The following is a 2,950-nucleotide window of genomic DNA, read 5'->3' as shown; positions in this document are numbered from 1 at the left end:
GTCCCGCGAGAAGCACGAAAATAGATAGTAGCAACGTAGTGAGGCCCAGCCACTCACAGCAAAACACTGCTGATTGCTACCGAAAATAGGAACGGTCAGCGGGTACGCCTATTGGAGTCGATCGTGTTCGATTTTCATACACTTATCTTCGACTACATCGAGACCAGCGCGCTCAGCACGCGAAACAGCTTCATCGTCGTGAATCCCAAGTTGGAGCCAGACCACACTGGCGTCACCGCGATCGGCATATCGGTCAACCACTGAATCAACAATACCTGCGACTTCATCGCTCGGTCGAAACACGTTGACGATGTCGATTGATTTTTCGATATCGGTTATCGATTCGTAGGCTTGCTTTCCGAGTATCTCGTCGGCGAAGGGGTTCACTGGCACGATGGAGTACCCGTGCTGTTGCAGGTACGCAGGCACGTCGTGAGCGGCCTTCCCAGGTGTCGTCGAACAGCCGACGACTGCGATTGTCTCCAGATCTAACACCGCATCGATTTCATCATCCGTGGTCAGTGGCATAGCTGAACATCTGTGAGATGGCCTAAAAGCGCTTGTGGCACACAGGATCCAGATCACTCATACTTTATCATCAACTAGCTTGACTTTGGCTGGTTCTCAAAAGAGCTACGAATCAGCGAGCCTGACGGTCGGTTCGGCGTCTTCGCTCGTTGTGATGATTCCGTCAAACAACTGCGCGAGCGTGTTCATCGTCTGGTCGTCGTGGGAGGTCGAATCGATACAAAACAAGCCCAGCGCATCAACGCTCTGGATTCGTCCGGTGAATACGTGGAGAAATCGAAACACAGTCTGGAGATCCGAGTACATCAACAGCGTCGACAGCGAGTGGACCATGATTCGATTGCGCTCAATCCCACGCTCTCCATAAAATGCCTGTAAGAACTCCGAGAGTTTGATTCCGATTCCAGTCATATCAACCGGCGAAGAGGCGTATTTGATTCGTTTGTCGTCGCGGACGTCGTTTACCCCCTGTTGTCTGGTTACACAGTCTACGACAGCGACAGGTCGCTCCTGATAACTAACTCGTTTAGTGTAATCTTCGAGGATTCGATCGGCATTGTCTTTTGTCGTCACAATGATTGCTCCATCGCCCTCTGTTGTTCCATCTGCAAGTACATCTAACGCTAACGCGCGCTTGCCTGTTAGTGCTGGCCCGCGTATGAGCAGGTTAGATCCCGGCTCGACGGTCACACCGAGCGTTGACGTCAGGTCATACATTAGTGGGCCCTCCCGCGACGGTGCGCTGCATGCACGCGATCGAACGACACGTTTCCTCGCCGGGAGTCATCAAGTAGTAAGAAGATACCACGTAGCAGTAATATTCTTTTTGATTGTGTGTTCAAACTCGTCTGTTCTTGGATCAGAGGGCAATGACGAATCGATCGAAAAAGAACGCGCCCGCAGCTACGAACATTCCCAACTTGAGATAGCGCTGTCCGATCGCAGGATTCTCGAACGAACGCCACATCGCCCATAACATAACTCCGTTGGCCGGGACAATTCCGACTGCGTACAGCCAACCAAATGTTCCATTGATAATGGGCACAATACTTGCAGCGACACCAACCAGCAATGAGGCCGCTCCAAGACGCAGCGACGTACGTTCGCCGACGACGATCGGAAGCGTCCGCAGTCCTTCGGTGCGATCTCCGTCGATATCTTCGACATCTTTGACAACCTCGCGGGCAAACGTTGCGACAGTGGCGAGTCCAAACAGCACTACTGCACCCGAAGCATCACTTACAGCTGCGCCCCCAAACAGAAATGCACTGCCGGTCAAATATCCAACTAACGCGTTCCCAACGCCGGGCATTCCTTTGAATAATTCTGTGTATGCCACGAGCGCACCGAGATTGACAACGGCGATCGCAATCGCAAGTAGCGGGAGTTGTAGCGCCGTCACTGTCGCGCCCGCAAACAACGCAACGCTGAACACGGCCGCACCACGTGGAGAAACTGCACCGCTCGGAATCGGTCGATCCGGTCTGTTGATGGCGTCGATATTCCGATCGAAGTAATCGTTGATCGCGTTTCCGCCCCCCGTTGCGCAGGCCGTCGCGAACACTGCAAAGACCACCGCACGGAAGTCAGCCTGCGGGCCCGCTGCAACAAAGGCTCCGACGAATGTAAGAAACCCCGCGGCGATCGTATTCCCTGGACGCATCAAGCGAAAATACCCGCGAAAGGTCTCAGCGCTGGGCATACTCAGTCTTCTTTAAGCAATCGTGTTCAGTCATATAATACGTTGGTCCGATCGTCCTTGTAAATCCCGCGTATTTTACAGCGGTCGTGAGAGGCGATCGCAATCTGTAACCAGACCGACGGTCTTATAACCGATCCTGCGTCTATAAACTGATACGGGCGCTTAGCTCAGTTTGGACAGAGTGCTTGGCTTCGGACCAAGTTGTCGCGGGTTCAAATCCTGCAGCGCCCATTCGTTTTCCGAACGATATAGATTCAACAGACGGCAGCGGGTCGTTTATAAAGAGACGCCGCTGAGCGCGAAAGAGTTCATTCGTTTTCCGAACGGGGGTCGATGCCGTCATGCGATTCGCTAGCGCTAAAGTATCGTTGCGCCCACAAAAAAGTGTGGCGTCTGGTGAAACTAGTAGAGATTTCCACTTTTGTAGAGACTCTCAAATGTCACTGTAGAGCGTATCGATGATTTACCGAATGACGACTGGCTTACGAAGTGCGTTTTACTGTGCATCGACGCCAATGGGTCGATCAGATGTCCAAACGTTACGCCGACCACTCTCGGCTCAGATAACATTTTCTTGATAGTGGGCTCTGTTGAAATCCTCAGCAGGTGATATGTTCTTGAAGCCGTGCTGACTCGATGGAAATTCTGCTATCCCATCGGAGCGTGAATCAACTATGGGACGCAAGAGACCGAGCTGTATTCCGTGCATCAAAGCACGTG

Annotated in this window: 3 protein-coding genes and 1 tRNA gene; 1 reads left to right on the top strand and 3 read right to left on the bottom strand. The window is 52.5% G+C overall.

Going from position 1 to position 2,950, the window contains the following annotated elements; all coding sequences use genetic code 11:
* Window positions 1-108: 108 nt before the first annotated feature.
* From E5K03_RS13740 to E5K03_RS13730, 3 genes are all read right to left on the bottom strand, one after another.
* Entirely contained in the window at window positions 109-528 is a 420-nt protein-coding gene (locus E5K03_RS13740; RefSeq protein WP_138007376.1) for a CoA-binding protein, read from the bottom strand.
* Between the two features lie 105 nt (window positions 529-633).
* Complete coding sequence (locus tag E5K03_RS13735; protein ID WP_138007375.1) at window positions 634-1,245, bottom strand: RAD55 family ATPase; 612 nt, start codon at window positions 1,243-1,245, stop codon at window positions 634-636.
* 142 nt (window positions 1,246-1,387) lie between these two features.
* On the bottom strand, window positions 1,388-2,230 hold the full coding sequence (locus E5K03_RS13730; protein ID WP_138007374.1) for a geranylgeranylglycerol-phosphate geranylgeranyltransferase: 843 nt from the start codon (window positions 2,228-2,230) through the stop codon (window positions 1,388-1,390).
* Window positions 2,231-2,386: 156 nt separating this feature from the next.
* On the opposite strand from E5K03_RS13730, the gene E5K03_RS13725 reads away from it, so the two are divergent.
* Window positions 2,387-2,461, top strand: a tRNA-Arg gene (locus E5K03_RS13725).
* The last annotated feature ends 489 nt before the right edge of the window (window positions 2,462-2,950 follow it).

Source organism: Halalkalirubrum salinum, assembly GCF_005543295.1.
GTDB lineage: Archaea > Halobacteriota > Halobacteria > Halobacteriales > Haloferacaceae > Halalkalirubrum > Halalkalirubrum salinum.
This window is presented reverse-complemented; position numbering and strand designations above follow the sequence as displayed.